Annotated in this window: 20 protein-coding genes and 1 pseudogene; 12 read left to right on the plus strand and 9 right to left on the minus strand. The window is 70.8% G+C overall.

Annotation, left to right across the window (positions count from 1 at the left end; all coding sequences use genetic code 11):
• Positions 1 to 256 precede the first annotated feature (256 nt).
• Together AC3CF1_RS30605 and AC3CF1_RS30610 are read right to left on the minus strand one after the other, a co-directional pair.
• Positions 257 to 952, minus strand: a complete 696-nt coding sequence (locus AC3CF1_RS30605) for a response regulator (protein WP_488451824.1) — start codon at positions 950 to 952, stop codon at positions 257 to 259.
• Complete coding sequence (locus tag AC3CF1_RS30610) at positions 949 to 2,535, minus strand: ATP-binding protein (protein WP_488451825.1); 1,587 nt, start codon at positions 2,533 to 2,535, stop codon at positions 949 to 951. The genes AC3CF1_RS30605 and AC3CF1_RS30610 overlap by 4 nt, the downstream gene beginning before the upstream one ends.
• Before the next feature lie 100 nt (positions 2,536 to 2,635).
• Here AC3CF1_RS30610 and AC3CF1_RS30615 point away from each other — a divergent pair, with 100 nt between their 5' ends.
• A complete protein-coding gene (locus AC3CF1_RS30615; RefSeq protein ID WP_328376051.1) occupies positions 2,636 to 4,027 on the plus strand; it encodes a cation:dicarboxylate symporter family transporter in 1,392 nt (463 codons plus the stop codon).
• 786 nt (positions 4,028 to 4,813) lie between these two features.
• On the opposite strand, the gene AC3CF1_RS30620 is transcribed toward AC3CF1_RS30615, so the two are convergent.
• Complete coding sequence (locus AC3CF1_RS30620; RefSeq protein ID WP_488451826.1) at positions 4,814 to 5,914, minus strand: hypothetical protein; 1,101 nt, start codon at positions 5,912 to 5,914, stop codon at positions 4,814 to 4,816.
• 155 nt (positions 5,915 to 6,069) lie between these two features.
• On the opposite strand from AC3CF1_RS30620, the gene AC3CF1_RS30625 reads away from it, so the two are divergent.
• The 4 genes from AC3CF1_RS30625 to AC3CF1_RS30640 all read left to right on the plus strand — a co-directional run bounded on the left by AC3CF1_RS30625 (position 6,070) and on the right by AC3CF1_RS30640 (position 8,237).
• On the plus strand, positions 6,070 to 6,372 hold the full coding sequence (locus AC3CF1_RS30625) for a hypothetical protein (protein WP_488451827.1): 303 nt from the start codon (positions 6,070 to 6,072) through the stop codon (positions 6,370 to 6,372).
• A 143-nt stretch (positions 6,373 to 6,515) separates the two neighbouring features.
• Positions 6,516 to 7,514 carry an RNA polymerase subunit sigma-70 gene (locus AC3CF1_RS30630; protein ID WP_088947386.1) on the plus strand — a complete coding sequence of 333 codons (999 nt, stop codon included), beginning with the start codon at positions 6,516 to 6,518 and terminating at the stop codon, positions 7,512 to 7,514.
• A 5-nt stretch (positions 7,515 to 7,519) separates the two neighbouring features.
• A complete protein-coding gene (locus AC3CF1_RS30635; protein WP_488451828.1) occupies positions 7,520 to 7,798 on the plus strand; it encodes a hypothetical protein in 279 nt (92 codons plus the stop codon).
• Positions 7,782 to 8,237, plus strand: coding sequence for a DUF6069 family protein (locus AC3CF1_RS30640; protein WP_488451829.1), 456 nt, complete (start codon positions 7,782 to 7,784; stop codon positions 8,235 to 8,237). Before AC3CF1_RS30635 ends, AC3CF1_RS30640 begins: the two co-directional genes overlap by 17 nt.
• Positions 8,238 to 8,246: 9 nt before the next feature.
• On the opposite strand, the gene AC3CF1_RS30645 is transcribed toward AC3CF1_RS30640, so the two are convergent.
• From AC3CF1_RS30645 to AC3CF1_RS30665, 5 genes are all read right to left on the minus strand, one after another.
• Entirely contained in the window at positions 8,247 to 9,242 is a 996-nt protein-coding gene (locus AC3CF1_RS30645) for an AraC-like ligand-binding domain-containing protein (RefSeq protein ID WP_488451830.1), read from the minus strand.
• A 78-nt stretch (positions 9,243 to 9,320) separates the two neighbouring features.
• Entirely contained in the window at positions 9,321 to 10,217 is an 897-nt protein-coding gene (locus AC3CF1_RS30650) for a DUF4231 domain-containing protein (RefSeq protein WP_354980586.1), read from the minus strand.
• A gap of 76 nt (positions 10,218 to 10,293) precedes the next feature.
• The gene (locus tag AC3CF1_RS30655; RefSeq protein WP_488451831.1) at positions 10,294 to 10,911 is read right to left on the minus strand and encodes a hypothetical protein; all 618 of its coding nucleotides are present in this window, start codon (positions 10,909 to 10,911) and stop codon (positions 10,294 to 10,296) included.
• A 418-nt stretch (positions 10,912 to 11,329) separates the two neighbouring features.
• The gene (locus AC3CF1_RS30660) at positions 11,330 to 12,565 is read right to left on the minus strand and encodes a hypothetical protein (protein ID WP_488451832.1); all 1,236 of its coding nucleotides are present in this window, start codon (positions 12,563 to 12,565) and stop codon (positions 11,330 to 11,332) included.
• A complete protein-coding gene (locus tag AC3CF1_RS30665; RefSeq protein ID WP_088951621.1) occupies positions 12,552 to 13,085 on the minus strand; it encodes a SigE family RNA polymerase sigma factor in 534 nt (177 codons plus the stop codon). Before AC3CF1_RS30665 ends, AC3CF1_RS30660 begins: the two co-directional genes overlap by 14 nt.
• Positions 13,086 to 13,312: 227 nt before the next feature.
• On the opposite strand from AC3CF1_RS30665, the gene AC3CF1_RS30670 reads away from it, so the two are divergent.
• The 4 genes and pseudogenes from AC3CF1_RS30670 to AC3CF1_RS30685 form a co-directional block, all read left to right on the plus strand.
• Positions 13,313 to 15,502: an FUSC family protein gene (locus tag AC3CF1_RS30670; RefSeq protein WP_488451833.1), complete on the plus strand. Its 2,190-nt coding sequence runs from the start codon at positions 13,313 to 13,315 to the stop codon at positions 15,500 to 15,502.
• Positions 15,503 to 15,574: 72 nt separating this feature from the next.
• On the plus strand, positions 15,575 to 16,612 hold the full coding sequence (locus AC3CF1_RS30675; RefSeq protein ID WP_488451834.1) for an aminotransferase class V-fold PLP-dependent enzyme: 1,038 nt from the start codon (positions 15,575 to 15,577) through the stop codon (positions 16,610 to 16,612).
• Positions 16,613 to 17,170: 558 nt separating this feature from the next.
• Positions 17,171 to 17,497: a hypothetical protein gene (locus AC3CF1_RS30680; protein WP_354980632.1), complete on the plus strand. Its 327-nt coding sequence runs from the start codon at positions 17,171 to 17,173 to the stop codon at positions 17,495 to 17,497.
• Positions 17,394 to 17,696: pseudogene (locus AC3CF1_RS30685) on the plus strand (M23 family metallopeptidase); the annotation flags it as partial. The gene AC3CF1_RS30680 and the pseudogene AC3CF1_RS30685, both read left to right, overlap by 104 nt.
• Positions 17,697 to 17,767: 71 nt before the next feature.
• On the opposite strand, the gene AC3CF1_RS30690 reads toward AC3CF1_RS30685, so the two are convergent.
• Positions 17,768 to 18,097 carry a hypothetical protein gene (locus AC3CF1_RS30690; RefSeq protein WP_354980591.1) on the minus strand — a complete coding sequence of 110 codons (330 nt, stop codon included), beginning with the start codon at positions 18,095 to 18,097 and terminating at the stop codon, positions 17,768 to 17,770.
• A 412-nt stretch (positions 18,098 to 18,509) separates the two neighbouring features.
• Between AC3CF1_RS30690 and AC3CF1_RS30695 the strand changes: the two genes are divergently transcribed.
• From AC3CF1_RS30695 to AC3CF1_RS30705, 3 genes are read left to right on the plus strand one after another with little or no spacing between them, the layout of a single operon-like run.
• Positions 18,510 to 18,950, plus strand: a complete 441-nt coding sequence (locus tag AC3CF1_RS30695) for a plasmid mobilization protein (RefSeq protein WP_354980592.1) — start codon at positions 18,510 to 18,512, stop codon at positions 18,948 to 18,950.
• Positions 18,950 to 20,437, plus strand: a complete 1,488-nt coding sequence (locus tag AC3CF1_RS30700) for a relaxase/mobilization nuclease domain-containing protein (RefSeq protein WP_354980593.1) — start codon at positions 18,950 to 18,952, stop codon at positions 20,435 to 20,437. The genes AC3CF1_RS30695 and AC3CF1_RS30700 overlap by 1 nt, the downstream gene beginning before the upstream one ends.
• Positions 20,438 to 20,453: 16 nt before the next feature.
• A complete protein-coding gene (locus tag AC3CF1_RS30705; RefSeq protein WP_354980594.1) occupies positions 20,454 to 21,479 on the plus strand; it encodes a hypothetical protein in 1,026 nt (341 codons plus the stop codon).
• Positions 21,480 to 21,503: the final 24 nt, after the last annotated feature.

The following is a 21,503-nucleotide window of genomic DNA, read 5'->3' on the forward strand; positions in this document are numbered from 1 at the left end:
GTCTAACAACGGATCTTCACCCCGCCACCGGGTTCCCGCCGGCCACCACTGTCGCGACGGCGCTCATCGTCAAGATCCGCGCAACATCAGGGATGTTGCTGTCTCACGCGTGTCGGAGGCAGCAACAACAGGGAAGTTGCTGTCTCACGCGTGTCGGAGGCAGCAACAACAGGGAAGTTGCTCGGATCTTGACGATGGGCGCGGGGCGGCGCGGGGCGGGGCGGGGCGGGGCGCGGGGCGCGGGGCGCGGGGTCGCTCAGCGGGGTCGGTATTCGACTTCGGGGCGGCCGGGGGTGCCGTAGCGGGGGCTGCGGGCCGCCCGGTCGACGGTCACCAGATATTCCAGGTAGCGGCGGGCGGTCACCCGGGAGATGCCGGTCAGCCCGCTCACCTCGGTCGCGGACAGCCCCGCCTGGGCGCCGATCCCGTCGGTGAGGGCGGCGCGTACCCGATTGAGGGTCTGCGCGTCGAGCCCCTTGGGCAGGCTGTGTCCGGCGGTGCCGCGCAGGGTGGCGAACATCCGGTCCACGTCGTGCTGGGCGGCCACCTCACCGTCGGCGAGCGCCTGCGCGCGGTAGTCCGCGTACCGCTCCAGCTTGTCGCGAAACGCGGCGAACGTGAACGGTTTGAGCAGGTAGTGGGTCACCCCGAGGGACACCGCGGTGCGCACCACCGCCAGGTCCCGCGCGGAGGTCACCGCGAGCACGTCGACGCTGCTGCCGGCCGCGCGCAGCGCCCGGCATACGTCCAGGCCGTGCAGGTCGGGCAGCCGAAAATCCAGGAGTACGAGGTCGACGTCGCCGCCGTCGTTGGCGCGCAGGGCAGCCATCGCCGCCCGCGCGGTGTGCGCCACGCCGACCACCACAAACCCGGGAACCCGTTCGGTGTACGCGGAATGGGCCTCGGCGAGCAGCGGCTCGTCCTCGACGACCAGCACGCGGATGTCGGTCACGACCGCTCACCTCCATTGGGCAGGCGGACGGTGAACAGGCTGCCGCCGTCGTCCGAGCGAGTCACCTCGGCGCTGCCGCCGTGCCGGCGGACCACCTGCCCGACCAGCGCCAGACCGAGGCCGCGGCCGGTGCTCTTGGTGGACCAGCCACGCCGGAACGCGTCGGCCACCCGCTCCCGGGCCAGCCCGGGGCCGCTGTCCGCGACCCGGATCACCAGCTCGTCGTCGACGGCGCCGACGAAGACCCGCACCCGGCGTGGCGCCGGCGTGCCGGCCACCGCCTCCAGGGCGTTGTCGACCAGGTTGCCGACCACGGTGAGCAGGTCGCCGCTCGGCAGTGGGCTGTCGTCGAGGCGGCAGTCCGGGTCGATGACCAGGTCCACCCCGCGTTCGCCGGCCTGCGCGGACTTGCCCAGCAGCAGCGCGGCCAACGCGGGCTCGGTCACGGCGCCGACCACCCGGTCGGTGAGCTGCTGGGCGAGGGCCAGGTCCCGGGTGCCGAGCCGGACGGCCTCGTCGGCGCGTCCCAACTCGACCAGGGTCAGCACGGTGTGCAGCCGGTTGGCCGACTCGTGGGTCTGCGCCTGCAACGCCTCGGTCAGCGCGCGCACCGAGTCCAGCTCGCTGGCCAGCGTGCGCAGCTCGGTCTGGTCGCGCAGGGTCAGCACGGTGCCCAGCACCGCGCCCTCGAAGCGGGTGGTCCGCTGGTTGGCCACGAGAACCCGGTCGCCGGCGACGATCGGCTCGTCGCGGGCGTCGCGCCCGGAGCCGAGCAACTCGGCCGCCGCTGGCGGCAGGTCGATCCCGGCGACCGGTTGGTCGATCACCGGCGTGTCCGCGTCGAGCCCCAGCAGTCGGCGGCCCTCGTCGTTGACCAGCGCCACCCGCCGGTCGGTGGTCAGCACGACGAGACCTTCGCGGACGGAGTGCAGGACCGCGTCGTAGTACTCGTACATGCGGGTCATCTGCGCCGGCCCCAGACCGTGCGTCTGGCGGCGAAGTCGGCGACTGAGCAGCCAGGAGCCGGTCGCGGCGAGCGCCAGGGCCGGCGCGGCGACACCGAACAGCACCGGCAACTGGCCGAGCAGCTTGCGGTTGATGGCGCGGGTGGTGATGCCCACCGAGACCAGACCGACGATGCGCCGCTGCTCGTCGTACACCGGAACCACCGCCCGCACCGACTCGCCGAGCGTCCCGACGTTCGTGGTGGTGAACGCGCGGCCCGCCAGGGCGGGGCCGATGTCGCCGACGAACGGCTCGCCGATCCGCTCCCGGGTGGGGTGCGAGAAACGGGTGCGGTCGGGGGCCATCACCACCACGAAGTCGGTGCCCGTCGCCTCCCGGGTCGCTTCGGCGTACGGCTGGAGGATGCTGGCCGGGTCGGCGGTCGCGAGGGCCGCGCGGACGTCGGGGGAGCCGGCCACGGTCTGCGCCACCGCGAGCACTTCCTCCTGCGCGGCCTGGCGCGAGTCGCTGCGGGCCAGCCAGACGGCGCCCGCCGCGCCGGCCATCACGAGCAGCGTCACCACCACCGCCTGGAGGGCGAAGAGTTGCGCCGCGATGCTCCACTGGCGTCGGGCCACCTCCACCACCTCCTCATTGCGCCGCTGCCGTTGTCTCCTCAGCGGTGAACAGAATGACCGCAAGGCTGTCAACGGGTGAGACACGCTTCACATTGTCGACATGGACACCACCGCATCCACCACCTCACCGGCGCCCCCGGCCCGCCGGGACCGTACCCGTTACCTGTACATCGCTGTCATCGTGGCCGTGCTCGCCGGCATCGTGGTTGGCCTGGTGGCCCCCGATTTCGGCAAGGAACTCAAGCCGATCGGCACCGGCTTCGTCAACCTGATCAAGATGATGATCAGCCCGGTCATCTTCTGCACCATCGTGCTCGGCGTCGGGTCCGTCCGGCAGGCCGCGAAGGTCGGCAAGGTCGGCGGCCTCGCCCTCGGCTACTTCCTCACCATGTCGACGGTGGCGCTCGCCATCGGCCTGGTCGTCGGCAACCTCATCCACCCCGGCTCCGGCCTGAACCTGGGCTCGGACCTCGCGGGCGCGGGCAAGGCCGCCGCCGGTGACGAAGCCGCCAGTACGACGGAGTTCCTGCTCGGGATCATCCCGACCACGATGCTGTCCGCGCTCACCGAGGGCGAGGTCCTCCAGACGCTGCTGGTGGCCCTGCTGGTCGGTTTCGCCGTCCAGGCCATGGGCCGGCGCGGCGAGCCGGTGCTCGGCGCGATCGCCGTCATCCAGCGCGTCGTCTTCAAGGTCCTCGCCATGATCATGTGGCTGGCGCCGGTCGGTGCGTTCGGTGCCATGGCCGCCGTGGTCGGCGCGACCGGGGTGGACGCGCTCAAGAGCCTCGCCCAGATCATGCTGGGCTTCTACGCGACCTGTCTGATCTTCGTGCTGGTGTTCCTCGGCGCGCTGCTCTGGTTCGTGGCCCGGATCTCGATCTTCTCGCTGCTGCGTTACCTCGGCCGGGAGTTCCTGCTGATCCTGTCGACCTCGTCGTCGGAGTCGGCCCTGCCGCGGCTGATCGCGAAGATGGAGCACTTCGGGGTGAGCAAGCCGGTCGTCGGCATCACGGTGCCGACCGGGTACTCGTTCAACCTGGACGGCACGGCGATCTACCTGACGATGGCGTCACTGTTCATCGCCGAGGCAATGGGCAACCCGCTCTCCATCGGCGAGCAGGTGTCGCTGCTGCTGTTCATGATCATCGCGTCGAAGGGTGCGGCGGGCGTGACCGGCGCGGGCATCGCGACGCTGGCCGGTGGGCTCCAGTCGCACCGACCGGACCTCGTCGACGGTGTCGGGCTGATCGTGGGCATCGACCGGTTCATGTCGGAGGCCCGCGCGCTGACCAACTTCGCGGGCAACGCCGTGGCGACCGTGCTGGTCGGAACGTGGACCGGCGAGTTCGACCGGGACCGGGCGGTCGGCGTGCTCAGGGGCGACGACCCGTTCGACGAGGCCACGATGCTCGACGAGCACGACGACGCCGACGAGACGGCCGCTGCGCGTTCCGACGAGCAGACGCCCACGACGGCGGGAGCGCCAGCCTGAGTCACGGCAGAAGACAGACCAGGGGGTGCGCCGACCATCCGCCAGCGCACCCCCGCGGCCGAGGGCGGATGTTGTACGCCGACAACCTGCTCGCCGAAAGCGGCTGGCGGGTAAGAGGTTCAAGTTCCCTCAGCTCCGCCCCAACAGATATGACCCGGAAAACCGCCGACGAAGTTTGGTGGGCATAGGTTGGGCACAATCAGCGAGAATTCGAGGCCTTCGGGCCCCGTTTTCGTTTGACGCTCGCGTCGAGGAGCGCCGCTGGCGATGTTGCGGCGGCGATCTTTCGGCTAGATGACGTAGGTCTTCAGTGATCGGCTGGAGTCCTGTAGCGCGTTCTGGAAGCCAGCGGAGGATGTTAACCTCGTCGTCTTTCAAGACATAAGCCGGAGTTCGCTTGGGCGGCTCAGAAAGTCGAGTAGATATAGATAGCCTATAAGTGGCAGATCGTGGGAAAGGTCGCCGTCGTGGTGAGTGAGCAACGCGTTCGTGATCTCAATGCGATCGCGTTTGTTGCTGCCATGTCCGTGGGTTGCGTTGCGAAATGAGAACCTCCTCTGCGCCTTCCAATGGGTCGCCTCGGCGAGAGAGGCGTGGCACATGCCATTCAACGAGCCCATAAGCCGGCGCGCAGGGGCGCCGCTCGAGCCCCTCTGCCCCTCTACGCCGGCTCAAGCGCCGGCGGTTCTAGCCCCGGTGCTGTAGCGGGGGGCGCGCATGCATCGGCTCATCCCGACGGAGGGTTGCCCAAAAGTCTGCGTAAGCGCCGCTCGACTTTACGGGCGCTCACTCTAGGACAATCACCTTCGGACGCGTTGTGTGCCATTCCACGTTTCGTAATGCGCCTGGCACGATCTGCCCTGTTGGCGCAAGAGCAATAATGAGAGGCAAGTCGAGGTCATCCAGACCTGCAGCTAATAGCTCCTGCGAGGCGATATCGAACGCGCGGTTGACGGAACGTTCAGCGTCAGGAGCGTCGAATAGTGCTTTCTGGTTGTGGGCCGGGTAGCCGGGGAGCATAATGACGACTGGAACCACGTTTGTCTGGAATTCCTTCAAACCCAGATTCTTAACTCGGAGCGCCCAGACTACGGCATCCCGAACGCGGCTTCGCGTGTTCCTATTGCCGGTACCTAGATACTTTATATCAACAGCCAGATCCGGAAGGCTTCGGACCCTTGACGTAACGACGAAGTCCACGAGGGAATTGCCGAAACGTACATCCGGAACGATGTCCACCGCCCAGTCGTACGCGGCGTGGAAAGCTTCTGCGGCTAGCTCTACCCCGGCTTGTGCTAGCTGATGAAGGTTTTCCCCGGGCTGATAGCCCTTAGTGGGCGGTGAATGAGTTCCGTTAGCGCTTTCTCGTGGGTCTGCTGGTTCAGCGGGGGAGGTTTTAGTCGTAGTGCCAGCGTCCTTCAACTGTACGTCCTCATCGGAGCTTAGGGCCTCGGCGACCTCCTCTTCGCGCTGCTCTTGGACTTCCTCTGGGCTTCCTTGGTGCTCCCGCAGTAGAAGCAACGTCTCTTGATATGTCTTTTCGCGGTCAGCCTCTAGCTTGGCGAGCTCGGCAATCTCGCGGTTGTCGGTGCGATTCTGTTGCCTTTTCCACGCTACTGCGCCCCAGCCAATCAAGCTCAGGCCGGCCAGGACAAGAAAGCCTGAAATGTAGGGCCAAGAGTGTAAGAGGAGCGTCATCTGCTCTTGCTGAAGCTGCACGGCGGAGCGGGACTCAGGCGGAAGCGCCTGAAGCTGGGCCTGAGTGGTTCCTAAGATGGCCTGATTACGTAGGAGCAGCACAGGAAAAGCGAAGCCGACCCCAACGGTGAGACCTCCGGCACTCACAAGAAACTTGTGAAAGTCGGTGAACTGCAGAGTGGGGAACACCAAGCCACTATAAGTGGCGGTCGCAACCGGGGCGAGGATGCTGGGTACTGGGATGGCATCTGGTCGGTACGCCTTGCAAAGCCTGGCCCCCTGCAGGGCTGGCGCCACCCCGGAGACCTCCGTCCGGGCGGAGCCGAGTGAATAGACCCTCCCGGGTGCCCGGACGAAGGCCAACGGGGTTGGCGATCACCTGGCACAAGAAGGTCATCGCGCGGAGCGCGTGGGGTCGGCTGTCGGCCGAGCAGCGTGCCGCGCACCTGGTGCACGTCGCGCGGGCGTACCTGCAAGTTGGTGATCTGCTGCGGGCGGGTCGTGCCCTCGTTGACGCCGAGCGGACCGAGCCGGCAGAGGTCCGGTCACTGCCGGTGGCTCGTACCCTGATCAAGGCCGTGATGAGTCGTGACCCGGCGCCGGCCGGCGTGGCGCGATTGGCAATCCTGGTCGGCCTGACCCGATGACAGCTTGGCGAAGGTCGTGGCCGAGTCAGGCGAGGTTTCTCCGGCAGGACCTGTTCGCCATACCGACGGACCCGGGTGATGAGTTCCGGCGTCCGCGCCCGTCATACCTACGACAGGACATGGCGAGGCGGAAGGATGACGCGATGAGTGCGGACACGCGGCTGAAGGAGCTGGGCGTGAGCAATCTGGGTGAGGTCGACGAGCCGGCGTTCTCGGGGCTGGCGCAGCGGCACCGGCGGGAGCTGCACGTGCACTGCTACCGGATGCTCGGGTCGTTCGAGGACGCCGAGGACGCCGTGCAGGAGACGTTCCTTCGTGCCTGGCGGCGACGGGAGACCTTCGAGGGGCGGTCGACGTTCCGGGCCTGGTTGTACCGGATCGCCACCAACGCCTGCCTGGACCTGCTCGCCAAGCGTCGCCCGGAGCCGGCGACCGGCGGCGAGGTGCTGTGGTTGCAGCCCTACCCGGATCGGCTGCTCGACGAGCTGCCCGCTGGCGACGCAGACGAGCCGGAGGCCGTCGCCGTCGCGCGGGAGACGATCGAGCTGGCGTACCTGGTCGCGGTGCAGCATCTCGCGCCGCGTCCGCGGGCGGTGCTGATCCTGCGGGATGTGCTCGGTTGGCCGGCGAAGGAGGTCGCGGATCTGCTCGGGGACTCCGTCAACTCGGTGAACAGCGCGTTGCAGCGGGCTCGCGCCGGCATGCGGGAGCACCTGCCCGCCGAGCGGCAGGACTGGACCGGCGGTGAAGAGGACGCCGGGACACGCGAGCTGGTGCGCCGCTTTACCGACGCCAGCGTGGCCACCGACATCGACGTGCTCGCTGGCATGCTGCGGGACGACGTCCGCTGCTCGATGCCGCCCACCCCGGGCCTGCACGTCGGCCGTGACGCGGTGGTGAACGACTGGGTCCAGGACGGATTCGTCGGCATGAAGGGGCTGCGGGGCATCCCCACCTCGGTGAACCGGCAGCCGGCGGTCGCCTTCTACCTGTGGCGGGAGCAGGAAGGCGCGTACCTCCCGCTGACGCTCGACGTCCTGCGCGTCACCGGTGGAGCGATCACCGAGATCGTCACGTTCCACGACGACCAGTTTCCGCGGCTCGGGCTGCCGGAGCGACTGCCGGCGGACGGCACGGAGTAGTCCCGATGTGGACGCTCACGCTGCGCGGCGGTGAGCGTGTCGTCGTGGACCCGGCGCAGTGGCGCGACGCGTTCGGCGTCGTCACCCACGGGCGGGTGCAGCTGGAGTTGCGCGACGGCGAACCCGGGCCGGTCCTCGGCCGCGACGCCGGGTTCTGGCTGCGCGGCACCGGCGCCCGCGCCCTGCGCAACCCCGGCCGTCGTACGGCGAGAGTGCGCATCGTCGCGCCCAGGCACCCCATATCCCAGTTACCGATGGAGGAACGACATGAGCAGCACGAATGACACCGGAGTCGTCGTAGGCCCGGCACCGGCCCGGACCACCCACACCCACCGGTTCCGCGGGCTCGTCGGCACCGGCCTCGTCGCCGCGCTCGCAGCGGTGGTGGCCACGACCCTCGCGGCCGCGCTCGCCCAGGGCGCCGGCGTCGACTTCGAGATCCCCGATGGTGGCGAGACGATCCCGTTGTCCGGCTTCGCCGTGGTGACCGGCTTCTTCTCGGTCGTGGGCATCGTCATCGCCGCCGCTTTTCGCCGGTGGAGCGCTCAGCCCGCCAGGCGATTCGTGTGGGCGGCGCTGTCGCTGACCGCGGTCTCGTTGGTCCCGCCCCTCATCTCCGGGGCGAACACCGCCACCATCGCCGCTCTCCTCGGGCTGCACCTGGTGCCCGCGGCGGTGATGATCCCCATCCTGGCGCGCAGCCTGCGCACCCGAACCGACTGACTGGTCTCGTCAACGACGCCGACGAGATGCCGAGGGATCGCTGCGGAAGGCTCGGGGAGACATGCCGAAGGCAGCGGTGAAAACCCTGCTGAAGTGGGCCTGGGAGGGAAAGCCCCAGCGGGCGGAGATGCTGAGAATGGGCCGCCCACGTTGCAGGGGGTCGCGCAGGTCGCGCGCGCACCGGTCCAGGCGCCTCGTCCGGATGATCTCGGCGACGGTCTGGTCCTCGGCCTCGAACGCTCGATGCAGGCTGCGGAGCGAGACGTGGTGCGCGGCCGCGACAGTGCCCGGGGAGAGGTCCGGGTCGCCGAGGTGCTCGTCGATGAACGCCTTGACGCGTACGCGCAGGCTGTGTCCGCGTACCTCGGTCGGTAGGGCCTCCGTGAGGTCCAGGCGCTGGGCCAGCATCGCGGAGATCAGGTCCCGGGCGACAGTGCCCAGGAGCGGAACGTCGCTCTCCTGGTACTGCTCGGGGTGGGTCAACACCTGGCGTACGAAGTGGTTGAGCAGCACGCCCATCCCCTCGGCGGCGGAGATGGTCGTGCCGAGAAGCTGCGCGACCTTGTTGGGATGCAGCGGTATGAGATCGTGCGGCACGAGGATCGTCAGGGTGGTCAACAGGTCCTCGTGCTGCGACTGCCCCTGGTGGGACGACTGATGCGGTCGCGACGTGTCGACGACGGCGAAGTGCCCCGGCGCGAAGCGGTTCGTCCGCCGCTCCTGTTCCAACCCGCCGTACCCGGACAGCGGCAACGCGAACTCGTACATCTCCGGGTCTCCGCGGCGGATGAACGTGCTGGTCCGCTGCATGTCCAGGGATGGGTACTGCCAGGACGACAACACGACCTCGCCCAGGCTGATGACGTCGGCGCGGGCGCGGAAGTCTGCCGCGTGGGCACTGTGGATCCGCATCGGGACCGACTCGCGTGCCACCAGGTCGTGCCAATACCCGAATCGTTCACTCTTCGGCACCGAGATCGTGTCCGCCGAGCCTACGGTGAGCACTGGCTGCCTCGTTTCCTGTCGATGTGTTGACGTGGCGACGGCAGCACTGCCGATCGGGTGGCCCGGCCTTCAATCCAGTCAGCGCCGGCGTGCTCGCCACATCGTGTGTTCCCTGGAAATCGCCGTCTCCGTGTCGTTCACGAACTGCGACAGGTCGGCTTCCGACCTGATCCGGGTGGCGAGCGACCCCATGGCGGCAAGCTCCTGACTCGCCAGGGCGTAGGCCGTTGCCACCGCACCATGTTGCCGGGTCTGCGTCCATGCCGCGCCGGCCGCGACCGCCGCGGCGGCCACGCCGAGCAGGTCGACGTCGGTCAGGCCGGCAGCCCTCGACACGGCCAGGGTCACCCCCACGATCTCCAGGACGAGCATGCTGACCGACCAGCGTGTCGCCCGGGCGCGGTTCGACAACGACCGCTCGGCGTACCAGGCCCGCTGGCTCTCCAGGCGGCCGGTCAGGTACGCGGCACGGCGGTCCTCAAGGGAGGATGAGCGGAGAGCCCGCATCCCCTCGGTGATCTGTTGCCCGGTCATCGCGGGCGCGGCCAGCCCGGCCGCCGACATGTCCCTGGTGAGGCCCAGCAGCCGGCCGGTGAATTCCTCGGTGCTGTCCGAGTCGCTCCGCGACCGGGGAAATGGTTCTGCCGCTGTCACGAATCGCCAGGTGAGCGACTTGACGGATTCGGAGAGGGCCCTGCCGACGTACCACCGCTCGTTGGGACGATTGGTGAGCAGGAAGACCTCGACGATCGAGGTGGCGGCGAAGGCGCCCGCCGCCAATGCCGGGCCCAGGGCGAAGTCGTCGAGTTTCCAGGTGGCGACGCCCGCGACGGCGGCCAGCAGGAGCAGGGACAACCGCAGTGCGATCAGGGTCGTGAACACTCGTTGGCCGCGCTGCGACTCGTGGGACACGGCGCGCTGAAACGGGGGAAGGTCCTCGGCATTCAGCATGGCGTTGGCCTCTCGACAGATCATTCACTGTAGATGGTGCCGCCCACGGTGGTTGTCCGAAGATCGACGCGTGTCGCCGTCCGTCGCGGCGCTTCCGGCTCTACGGTGTGGTCGTGGCGCAGGCCACGCCGATGCCGAGGTCGACGCGGTGGTCCTGGCCGTTCGAGGTCACGATGACGGGTACGCAGCCCGCCCGCGCGACCCAGGTGCCGCCGACGAACGCCAGCCACCGAGCCTGCCCACCTTCTGGTGCGCAGGCGTGCACGGTGGCGGTCGCGGCTGGCGTGGTGGCGGCGCCCCATCCGACCCGGGCCCTGCCCTCCCATCCCGGTGCGATCCGGAGGTCCACGACCCGGTCCGCGCGGACGACCAGCCCCCACTTGGCGAAGAGCCGCGCCGCCGGGTCGGCCTCGCCGGACTCCTCGGCGGACAGCACGGCCGCGCTGGGCACCGCCACGTCCTCTCCAACCAGCCGGTAGCCCACCGGTGGTGCCGATATCTCCGTGACCGACGGGGTGCAGGGCGGCTCGCCACCGCTCGGGGTCGTTGATGTCGTCGCGCCGTTGGGCGGCGGCGCGCTGGGTTGCCGCGAGTCACCTGCGGGCGTGCAGGCGGTCAGCGCCGCCGCCAGACACACCAGGCCCCACCGTGCGATCGGCCCGGGCACCGGGTGGACCGGAACGCGTGGGGTCCGGGTGGTCGTCGTGCTCGCACTCATCCGACATTCATAGCTGGTTGTCGTGATCCCTGAGGGCTGACGGTGGGCCCGGAGATGGTTACCGTCGTGGATGTTGTGGTTCCCCGACCGTTCGAGGAGTGATCGCATGGCCCCCTCTGCGTCCCGGTTGTAGGAGCTCGCGTTACGTGAGCCTCACGCTGGAGCTGGTCGCCTTCGTGGCAGCCCAACAACAGCGCGAGGACCTCGCCGTGGTGGCAAAGGCCCTCGCGGTGCTAGGACAGATGGCGACGACCTGGGTTGACGGCCGAGCGCCGGGTGGCGTAGCCCACCCTGGTCGACCAGATGCCTAGACGCTTACCTCGCCACCCGCGTCTACCTCAATGAAGCCGGCTGTTCGAAGTTCAGCGGGATTGAGGTGTCCGCGGTGGCGTCGGGTGGTGGCTGCCGGTGCTGGCCGTCATGGCCGCAGGGCGGTCGCGGCCGGAGTCCAGGTCGACTCGTCGGTGACGTCGGCGACCGTGATCCCCTTGGCGATCTTCTCCACCTCGGCCTGCGGCAGCTCGTTGTCAAGGCCGGTGGCACTGACCTGGAGGACGGCCTTTCCGTCGGCGCTCCAGATGTTGCAGAAAGCGCCGACCCCGAGACCTTGGTCCCGGGCGCGAGCGCCGGGCGGCTGGTAGCACCGCGTGGCGCTGGGCTCCGGCGACTGGTTCGCGCTGGTGCTCAGGATGACGGAGATGCGGAACCCGTCTGTGATGGCACCCTCGGCCGCCTCGTACGGTGCGGTCAGTCCAGTGGTGGGCATGGCGGACTTGGTGTACGTCGCGCCGCCATAGTCGCCGGCGCGGGCCGTGGCGATGCCGCCGAGGCCCGCCGTGGTGTGGGTGCCGATCTGCAACGGCACGTAACCGTCCGGCAGGTAGCCCACCGTGAAGGGCACCAGGGCCGGCGTCGGCCTGCTGGGCTTCAGGCCTTCGACCAGGCCGCCCAGCTCCTCGAAGCTCGGCGTGGCCTTGTCGCCGGAGTACGACGTGACAGCCGCCCAGGCGTTGTCGGCGTACTCCCAGGCGAAGAGCTTGTTGCCGCCATCCACCGGGCGCTGCGGGTCAAGGCCGACCGGCAGCGTCGCCTGCACGGCCCTGCGCCCGGCCACGGTGACGTTCGTGCCGTCCTTGATCTTGGTGGGGTCGAAGGCGCCGGGCCGGTAGACGGTCAGGTATGCCCAGAGGGCCGGCTTCCCGTTTTCCCTGTTCCGCAAGAACTCGTCGCCCTGCTCCTCCACCTCCTGGCGGGTCATGGGCTTGTCGTTCGAGGTGTGGCCGTCGGAGTAGACGGCGGCGATCTGGTACGCGGTGGACGCGACGACCGGGTCCTGCACATGCAGCGTGCCGGCGTCGTACCCGGTGAAGGTGAAGGTGAACGGCGCGGCGTCGGGCCACTCGGCCCCGGCCGGCTTGGACGCCGCCGCGCCGGCCACGACCGGCGCGGCCGGGGAGCTCTGCTCGGCACCCAGGGTCGGTACCGCGAACGCACCGGCGACCACGGCCACGACGAGGCCCGCCGCGCCAGCTGACGCGAATCCGGCCCGACGGCGGCGCTCAGCCCGCCGCCCTGCCGTGATGATGTCGTCGATGGTGCGGGACATCGGCGGCTCATCGCCCGTTACCGTGTCCACGAGATCATGCAACCGCATGGGTCCACTCCTTTTTCGACGGTTCAATGAGATCGGTACGGTCGCCGCCGAGTGACTCGCGCAGCTTCGCCAGGCCACGGGAGACCTGACTCTTGGCCGTGCCCACCGTGCAGTTCAGGACGCTGGCGGTGTCCTCCAGGCTCAGATCCAGGTAGTGCCGGAGCACAACTGCGGCTCGCTGCCGGGGTGGCACCGCGTCAAGCGCCGCCCGCAGGCGCATCCGCTCGTCGGTCGCACCGGCGGGGTCGCGCAGCGCGATGTCCGGCATGGCGTCACCGGCCGACCGCTCGCGTCGCCACGGCCGACGGGTCTCGTCGACCGCGGCCCGGTAGACCATGGTCTTGACGTAGAGATCGGGGCGGTCCAGCTTCCGCCAGCGGGGGTAGAGCTTGACCAGAGCGTTGGCCACGGCGTCCTCCGCCGCGTGCCAGTCACCGCAGGTCACGTACGCCAGCTTGCGCAGTGACGCCATTTCTGACGTCACGAACTCGCGGAATGCTTGCTCGTCTTCGGCTATCAAGTCCACTGCCTCCTCATGACGGAGGTAGGACGGACCCGCCCACCCGGAAAGTTGCACCGCTCGAAGAAGTGGGCAGATTGACAGCGGCGGTCGCTGCCGATCAGCTGGGCTCGGCCTGTTCCGGGGTTCTCGGCGCTGATTTCGTCGCGAAACCCGCCGGTGCCGGGACGCCCCGGAGCAGAATGGTGGACCGGGGAGGGGTGCCGCGACGAGCCGGGGGAGCAGGCGTGCTGGCAACCAGCCTCCTCGGCCGGCTCCGCAGCCGTGACCCGGGGGACGCCATCCTGCGGCGCGCGGCGCGACTGACGATCGTCGCGTCCGTCGTCTTCTACGGCTGCCGGTACGGCGCGGGCAGTCCGATGCTCGCCACGTACGGCCTGTTTGGCACGATCGCGGCCGGGTCGTTCGCGCAACTGCCCGGTCCCGCGCCGCAACGGGCGCGGATTCTCGTCCTGTCGCTGCCGGGGGTCTGGGCGCTGATCGTCGCGGGATCGCTGTTGGCGTGGAGCACGTGGGCGGCCGCTGGCGGGATGCTGGTCATCGGGTTCGTCGTGGCGTTCGCCGGGGTTGGCAACCCGCGCCTGGTGGGGTTGGCGAGCGCGTTCCAGCTCTTCTACATCCTGGCGTCCTTCCCGCCGTACCAGCCGGGCACCCTGCCGCAGCGACTCGGCGGGGTCACGTTCGCGATCGTGCTGCTCGCCGCCGCCGAGGTTGTTCTCTGGCCCGATCCGGTGCCGGTCTCCTACCGGCAGCGTCTCACCCAGGCGGCGGACGGCGTCGCGGCGCTCCTGGACGCCGCCGCCGACGGGTTGACCCACCCGCACGCCGGTTCGGGTGATCGGGACGCGCGGCGCGAGCGGGCGTACGACGTGGTGGCCGCCATCGAGTTGGGCCGCAACCCACCGGAGTGGGCCCCCACCGCGGCGGGCGTTCAGGACCGGGCGCTGCGGATCTGCGCGGCCGCCCTGCGGGAGGTGCTCGTCGAGGCGGACCGGCTGGTGACGGACGCCCCGCCGGAGCCGGCCGGGGACCCGGCGGCGGCAGGTCTGCTGCGCTCGTGCGCGGACACGACCCGCGCCGCGGGTCGCAGCCTCTCTCCAGGTGCCCCGGCAGTGCTCATCGACGGCTTGGACACCGCGGTCTGGCGAGCCGAGGCGGCGTACCCCGTGGGGGAGGGCGACGGCCGCGACACGTCGGACGTACCCCGGTTGTGCCGGGACGCGACGGCGCTGGCCCTCGCCGACCAGGTGCGGGTCTTCGCCGTCGGCGCCCGGGTGGCCACCGGGGCGCCGCTGCACGGCGAGGACGCGACCTCGGGGCTCTTCGAGTACGCGCGACACAGCCCGTGGACGCTGTACTGGTGGCAGTTCCGCTCCCACCTGGCACCCCGCTCGGCCCACCTGCACAGTTCGATCCGGCTGGCGGTGGCGCTCGCCCTCGCCCGGGTCGCCGCCGGGGTGTTGCACCTGACCCACGGCTTCTGGGTGCTGCTGGCCACCCTCACGGTCCTGCGTACCTCGGCCTCGGACACCCGCACCGCCCTGCGGCCGGCCGTGCTGGGCACGATCGCCGGTGCCGCTGTCAGCGGCGGGCTGATGGTCGTCGTCGACCGGCCCGTCGTGTACGCCGTCGTCCTTCCGGTCACACTGATGCTGGCCTTCGGCGTCGGCCGGCTGCTCGGTCCGGTGTGGCAGCAGGCGCTGTTCACCCTGCTGCTGACGGTCGTCTTCGCCCAGCTCAGTCCGGAGGGGTGGCGGCTCGCCGAGGTCCGTCTCGTCGACGTGCTGCTCGGCGCGGTGATCGGTGTTCTCGTCGGCGTGGCGATGTGGCCGCGTGGCGCGGCCCACGACCTGCGGCACAACGCCACCCGCTACCTGGCCGCCAACGCGGACGCGGTCGAGCAGACCGTCGAGGCGATGCTCGGTGATGCTCCGTCTCCGGACCGCGCCCTCGACCGGGTACGACGCCGGATGATCCTGATCGACTCGTCGTACTGCCAGTACCACTTCGAGCGGCACGACCCGCACCGTCAGCAGGTGAACTGGTCCGCGATCCTGAGCGCCGGGCACCATGTGGTGCCCGGCGCCGAGTCGCTGCTGCGGCGCAACCCGCCCGGCTGCCTGGCCGGCTGGCCGGCGGCGGCGGTCCTGCTGCGGGGCTCCGCCGGGCACCTGCGATCGGCGTACGCGGCCCTCGCCGACGAGGTCGCGCACGGCCGGCCGGCTGGTCCCACGCCCCTCCCGACCGGCTGTGCCGTCGAACTGGACCGGATCCGTCCGGCCCGCGGCGAGGCCGACCCCCGGTCCGTCCGGCACCTGGTGGAGGTCGACCGGTGGCTCGCCGGTCTCGCCGACACCCTCGCCCGGATCCACCCGCCGGCTCAGGGCGACTCGGCTGGCCGCCGTGGGCATCCGTGACCCGGTTCACCCAGGCCGCCGGTTGCCGATTGGCCGTGCCCGTTCGCGGCCGTGCCGCCTAGCGTCGAGCACATGGAGATCGAGCAGGCACAGAAGCTGTGGCAGCCGGAACCCGGCTGGCTGAACACCGCCTCCTACGGGTTGCCGCCCGAGCCGGCGTGGACGGCGTTGCAGGACGCTCTCGCCGCGTGGCGGGTCGGCAGCACGTCGTGGGAGGGGTGGGGCGAGTCGGTGCAGCGCTCCCGTACCGCGCTCGCGGGTCTGATCAACGTGCCGGACAGCGACGTGGCGGTCGGTGCCGCCGTGTCCCAGATCCTCGCGCCGGTCGCGGCGGCGCTGCCGTCCGGTGCCACGGTGGTGGTGCCGGACGTCGAGTTCACCTCGAACCTGTTCCCGTGGCTGGTCCAGGAGGGCCGCGGGGTCACGGTCCGCACGGTGCCGGTGGACGGGCTGGCCGACGCGATCGACGCCGACACCGACCTGGTCGCGTTCAGTCTGGTCCAGTCGGCCGACGGTGCTGTCGCCGCGTACGACGAAATTGTCGCGGCGGCCCGCGCGCACGACGCGTTGGTGGTGGTGGACGCGACCCAGGCGTGCGGCTGGCTGCCGTTCGACGGGAGTCGGGCCGACGTGGTGGCGGTGGGCGGCTACAAGTGGCTGATGAATCCGCGCGGCACCGCGTACGCCTATCTGGCCCCGGCGCTACGCGAGCGGCTGCGCCCGGACGCGGCCGGCTGGTATGCGGGCCGCGACCCGCACGCCTCCTACTACGGTCCGCCGCTGCGGCTGGCCGACGACGCCCGCCGGTTCGACATCTCGCCGGCCTGGTTCAGCTGGGTCGGTGCGGCGCCCGCCCTGGAGCTGGTCGCCGAGATCGGTGTGCCGGCGATCCGGGAGCACAACGTGGCGCTGGCCAACCGGTTCCTGACCGGGCTGGGCCGGCCGCCGGGGGACAGCGCCATCGTCAGCGTCGACGTGCCCGACGCGGAGCAGCGCCTCGAGGCGGCCGGCATCCGGGCGGCGGTGCGCGCCGGGCGGGTCCGTGCCTCGTTCCACCTCTATTCCACAGAGGCCGACGTGGACGGGGCCCTGGCGGCGTTGACCGGCTGACCCCGGTGCGGAGGACGGCCGAGCGCGGGCCCGGCCGCCCTCCGTGCGGTCAGCAGCGGTCGAAGGTCGCAGCGGCGTAGGAGAGCGGCTGCCACTCCAGGCCGATGAGCCGGGAACAGCAGCACCACAGCCCACCGGTCCCGTCTACCCGACGGCCGGAGCCGCCGACACCGCACCGTCAGCGGCGGGGGAGCGGCCAGGGACGGACGACCACGACCACGATTCGGTCCCGGTAAAGCCACCGCCGGCGGCGCAGGCAGCACCGGTCGTGGTGGCGTTCGCCGCGGCGTGGGCGCGCCCCGATCTGCCAGCGGATGCGTGGTGGCGGGGTGTGACCCCGATGTGCGACGACGGCTTCGCTCACGCGCTGCGAAGTGTGGACCCGGCGCGGGTACCGGCGACCCGGGTGACGGGCCGACCGGTGGCCACGCAAGGGCCGTCCGGTGGCGCGGCGGTGTACGAGGTGGCAACCGATGCGGGCACGTTGACGGTCACGCTCGCCGGCGTCGACGGTCAATGGAGGGTCACTGGCAACGACTTCATTCGAGCGGTGAGCTGATGGACCGCAAGCCGGTCGCGTTGGGCATCGGGGTGCTGGCGGTGGTGATGGTGCTGTGCGGCGCCACGATCGGGTTGCCGCTGCTGATGTTCGGCCAGGCGGACGCGGAAGCCGCCGCGTGTGAGGTGCCATCGCTGCCGGGGTCATCGCCGGTGCCGGGAGCGGGAACGTGGGACAGCACCGCGACGACGAACGCGGCCACCATCGTCGCGGTCGGCCGGCGACCGCGACGGCCACACCAGGGCGCGGGGGTGCGGCTGGTACGTCGACATCCGTCACCCGGGCAACATCGTCACCCGCTACTGCCACATGATCCAGCGACCTGAGGTGGCGATCGGGCAGCAGGTCACCGCTGGAATGGTCATCGGGTTCGTGGGCAACAGCGGCGGCAGCTCCGGGCCGCACCTGCACTTCGAGGTGCACCTCGACGTTCCACCAGGACCGTTCCACGCCAACCGCAATAACGCCGTCGACCCGGTGCCGTTCATGCTCGCCCAGGGCGCTGCGCTGGGGCCGGCCGCGTGAGCAGGATCAGCACGACGGCCTCCCCCGCAGCAGCGAAGGAGGCCGTCGACGTACCAGCGGGAACGTCCCTACTACGACTGGGCAACCTCATCGACCACCGTGGCCTGCTCGCCGACCGTGGGAGGCGTCACCGGTTGCGGTGCCCGGCGACGCCGCGACGGGACGGACTCTGGCGCGTCCAGCCCGAGCTTGACCAGCTCATCTCCCGTCCAACCACCCTGCAGGGCGGCCGAGTACCGCTCGGCGTAGCGAGCGTTGGCCTCGCGCAGCGCCCCGACGAGCTGATCGCGTTCATGCCGTGCAGTGGCGGCTTCACCGACCAGGTTGGCGCGCTCGCGCAGCAGTTGCAGTGCCGCCTTCTCGGTCTCGCCGCGAACGGCCTTGGCGCTCAGTTCGGCCATGGAGTCCTCCCCCGGATGACTGTGCTCTGGTGGCTGTGGACGCCGAGCTTAGCCGCCAAGATCGATGCGTGCGGTACCGCTTTTCCACCCTTCCGGCCGGCCGGTGGGGGCGCCATCAGTGCCAGCCGAGGACGTCGACCAGGGTCAAGGGTGGGCCGCAGGCCCATCGCGCAGCGACGCATCGCGCCCTTGATGCTGGGCGTCGTCCGGCTATCGTCTCTGGCCCCCACGGGGTGGGTTCCTGGTGCGCGCCGTCAGGTGCGCTCGACTCGTCCAACGACACAGGCCGCGCACACGCGACCACCCTTCTTCGTCGGAGCGAGTTGGAGTAAAAGTCTGACTTTTCGTCAGACGGGCCGCGCGGCGGCCGACCGGAACGCGGCGGGTGGCTCCCGTCGGGAGGGTGGTCGACGTGGCTGATTCACCACAGGTCGGTGTGGTCCGCTTCGGTGCCAGCGAGCGCCGGCGGCGTGCCCACAACGACGATGATCCGCGCGTGCACCGGGTGACGGTGCGGCTGTCTGAGGCGGAGCTGGCGGCGGTCGAGGCGAACGCGGCGGCGGCCCGGATGGTCACCTCGGCGTATCTGGCGGAGGCCGGATCGGCGCCGCTCGTATCTGCCCCGGCCGACCCGGACGGGGTCGAGGTGGGGCCGCTGCTGGTCGAGCTGATGGGCGCGCACCGGCAGGTCCGGGGCGCGGCGCACAACCTGAACCAGGCCGTGGCCCGGCTGCATTCCACTGGCGAGCCGGCCGGGGACCTGGCCGCGACGGCGGCGTACCTGACCCGGGTCGCGGCGCGCGTCGACGAGCTGGTGGCCGCGATCGCCGCCGCGCAGACGGGCCGGCGCTGATGATCCCGAAGGTCACCTACGGCGCTCGGGTGCGCGGGCTGCTGGAGTACCTGTGGGGTCCCGGGAAGGCCGAGGAACACGTCAACCCGCACCTGGTCGCCGGGTATGACGACGTGGTGCTGCTCGCTCCGCAGCAGCGCGAACACGACGGCGGGTGGTCGCTGGAGCAGTTGGCGGCACGGCTGGACGCGCCGCAGATCGCCGCCGGCGAGCGCGGGGTGAAGCAGTACGTGTGGCAGTGCTCGCTGAGCCTGCCGGCCCAGGAGGGGCAGCTCGACGACGATACGTGGGGCCGTATCGCCGGCCGGTTCGTGGCCGAGATGGGTTTCACCGGCGACGCGGAGCGGGCCGGGTGCCGGTGGGTCGCGGTGCGCCACGGCCTGTCGGCCAAGGGCAACGACCACGTGCACCTGGTCGTCACCCTGGCCACCGAGGACGGGGCACCGGTGTGGCTGCGTCAGGACAAGCGGCGCAGTCAACAGGTCGCCGACCTCATTGAGGACGAGTTCGGACTGGGCAAGTGGACGCCCGGCCGCGCCGGCGCGACCCGCCGTCCCGAGCTGACCCGCCCCGAGGTCGACCGGGCCCGGCGCGGCGAGCAGGCACCGGACCGGGAGCTGCTGCGCCGACAGGTCCGGGCAGCTCTCGCCGGTGCGGACAGCGAAGCCGAGTGGGTGGCCCGGATGAAGGGCGCCGGGCTGCTGGTCGCTGCCCGCACTGCGGCAAAGGACCGCGATCGGGTGGTCGGCTACGCCGTCGCGCTGCGACCCTCGGGGGCCGGTGAGCCACGCTGGTACGCCGGCCGCAGCCTGGACGGCGATCTGAGTTTGACCCAGATTCGCAAGCGGTGGACCGACACGGAGCGGCCCTCGGCGGGTCGGTGGAAGGCGGCGGATTCTGCGGAATCGCGGCTGCGGGGCGAGGACCGGATGGCGGTGTGGCGGTCGTCCGCGCTCGCGTTGGAGGCGATCAGCACCCGGCTGGCCAGCGTCGCGCCGGGCTCACCACAGTGGCCGACGGTGGCCAGGGCCAGCGCGGAGCTGCTCGCGCGAGTCGCGGCGGCGGCCGAGCCTTCGGGGCAGGGACCGGTGACCCGGGCGGCGAATAGCCTGGCCCGCGCGGCGGCACCACCGCGGCGAGCGCCGGCGTCGCCGGCGTCGACGGTGGCCGCCGAGTTGGGCCGCGTCGCTGACGCGCTGCTGGTCGCCGGACACGCCCGCGACGGTGGGGAAGCGGCCGTCCTGCTCGCTGTGGTGGTCCAGGCGGCCCGGCTGGTCGTGGCGTTGGCCGAGTTGCGCGCGGCCGAGCAACAGGCACATGCGGCGGGTGCGGCGGCGGCTGCCGCAGCCCATCTGATGCCGCTGCTGCGGGGCGGCGTCCCGCAGATCGAGCAGGGCCAGCCGGCGTCGGAAACCGGTCGAGCGGAGCCGGCGACGCCGGCGCGGGTGCGTGTGGACCCGGTGGTGGAGCGGGAGGCTCAGCGGTGAACAGACGGGAGAGATCGTGGCCGACAACGAGATAGCCGAGTTCCATCAGCGGGCGACCTCGGCGGTGACGGCGGCGATCCAGGCCGCCGGTCAACTGGCGCAGGTGCTCATCGACGCGCGCATCGCTCAGCTGCAACGGGCCGCCCGGGTGAGCGAGGAACAGGCCCGGCAGATCCGCGCGCAGGCCCGTGCGGCCCAGCAGGCCGATGCGGCCGTGTGGCGGCCGGCGACGCGCCCGGCGTGGTGGCGGCAGGCATCACCCGACGACATCGCCCGCGCCTGGCGGGCCAGTTCCGGGTGGGCGGTGGTCGACCCACGTGCCCGCCGCGCTCAGCAGATCATCGCCGAACGGTTGGCCGATCGCGGTGTGCGCGTCGACCCGGAAGCGGGTGGGCGGCCGGAGAACGTGGCGTGGCTGTCCGACCAACTGGACCGTGCCGCCGTCAACGACGCACCAGAGTCTCGGCCGGATCCGGCTGACGGTCGGGCGGATCCGGAGGACGGTGGGCGGCGGCGCACCGCGCGGCAGCGCCAAGAGGAGATGGCGATCCACGTCAGGGCGGTGTGGTCACCGGAGCGGGCCGAGCGTGTCATCGGCTCCCCGGCGTGGCCAGCCTTGGCGTACAAGCTGGACCAGTTGGAGCAGGCCGGGCATGACGTCCGTGATCTGCTGCGGCAGGTGCCGGGCTTCGTCGACCGAGCCCACACCCCCGCCGCGTACGCGTTCCGGGTCGTCGACGACTACGCCGCCGACGTCGACCAGACGGCGGGACATCAGGGGGAGGCAGGCTCACCGCCGGCCCCGGAGCGCGGCTCGGTCACCCTCGAAGGTGAGTGGCGGGACACTGGTGGCGCTGCGGAGGATCACGCTGCCAGCGAGGGCGGCGCCGACGCTCGCGCAGCCCACCTCGCAGCCCAAGGGTTTCCATCCTCGACCCGGTCCGCCGTCGCCGCGGCGGCGGCCTCACCGGCGGTCGACGCGCCGCAGCGCCCGTCCGGGCCGGGCGCGCAGGCAGCGCCCGACGCGGCGGCCGGCCGGTAGTTTGAGCGACTGCCCAGCCTGACC

This window comes from Micromonospora sp. MGP-C2 (assembly GCF_057766525.1).

Excerpts from the sequence above, each read along its gene's own strand:
- AC3CF1_RS30615 (WP_328376051.1), top strand. The coding sequence starts at position 2,636 with ATGGACACCACCGCATCCACCACCTCACCGGCGCCCCCGGCCCGCCGG.
- AC3CF1_RS30630 (WP_088947386.1), top strand. The coding sequence starts at position 6,516 with ATGAGTGCGGACACGCGGCTGAAGGAGCTGGGCGTGAGCAATCTGGGT.
- AC3CF1_RS30635 (WP_488451828.1), top strand. The coding sequence starts at position 7,520 with ATGTGGACGCTCACGCTGCGCGGCGGTGAGCGTGTCGTCGTGGACCCG.
- AC3CF1_RS30640 (WP_488451829.1), top strand. The coding sequence starts at position 7,782 with ATGAGCAGCACGAATGACACCGGAGTCGTCGTAGGCCCGGCACCGGCC.
- AC3CF1_RS30650 (WP_354980586.1), bottom strand. The coding sequence starts at position 10,217 with ATGATCTGTCGAGAGGCCAACGCCATGCTGAATGCCGAGGACCTTCCC.
- AC3CF1_RS30655 (WP_488451831.1), bottom strand. The coding sequence starts at position 10,911 with ATGAGTGCGAGCACGACGACCACCCGGACCCCACGCGTTCCGGTCCAC.
- AC3CF1_RS30660 (WP_488451832.1), bottom strand. The coding sequence starts at position 12,565 with ATGCGGTTGCATGATCTCGTGGACACGGTAACGGGCGATGAGCCGCCG.
- AC3CF1_RS30675 (WP_488451834.1), top strand. The coding sequence starts at position 15,575 with ATGGAGATCGAGCAGGCACAGAAGCTGTGGCAGCCGGAACCCGGCTGG.
- AC3CF1_RS30680 (WP_354980632.1), top strand. The coding sequence starts at position 17,171 with ATGGACCGCAAGCCGGTCGCGTTGGGCATCGGGGTGCTGGCGGTGGTG.
- AC3CF1_RS30690 (WP_354980591.1), bottom strand. The coding sequence starts at position 18,097 with ATGGCCGAACTGAGCGCCAAGGCCGTTCGCGGCGAGACCGAGAAGGCG.
- AC3CF1_RS30700 (WP_354980593.1), top strand. The coding sequence starts at position 18,950 with ATGATCCCGAAGGTCACCTACGGCGCTCGGGTGCGCGGGCTGCTGGAG.